We start from the raw sequence: 323 nt of genomic DNA, 5'->3' as shown, positions 1-323 counted from the left end.
GACCGTCGTGCAGCCTGAGCCATGCCGGATCATGGCGCATTCCCCCGGATTGGCGATGCCGATGATGGCGGTGCGCGGGGCTGGCACCAGCGGGCGAAGGCCTCGATGATGGTCATGGGCCCGCCGCAACATGGGCATGGCGGGCGATGGTCGGGAGGTTCGTCGGGTTCGGGCTCCTCGACCGGTACAGCAACGCCCAGCAGTTTGCGGGCCAGCGCCATGGTGTCCTTGTGGGTCGAACTGGCAAGCAGGCCGTAATGCCGGATGCGGTGGAAGCCGCGCGGCAGAACGTGGATCAGGAAGCGGCGGACGAACTCGTCGGT

The 323-nt window shown here is 67.5% G+C and carries 1 protein-coding gene; it reads right to left on the bottom strand.

All coding sequences use genetic code 11. The features are described from left to right. Positions 1–29: 29 nt before the first annotated feature. Positions 30–323, bottom strand: a 294-nt coding sequence (locus LH128_RS31025; RefSeq protein WP_008833654.1) for a transposase, incomplete at its 5' end; no start/stop codon positions are given.

Origin of the sequence: Sphingomonas sp. LH128, assembly GCF_000293195.2 — a bacterium.
Taxonomy (GTDB): Bacteria; Pseudomonadota; Alphaproteobacteria; order Sphingomonadales; family Sphingomonadaceae; genus Novosphingobium; species Novosphingobium resinovorum_A.
This window is presented reverse-complemented; position numbering and strand designations above follow the sequence as displayed.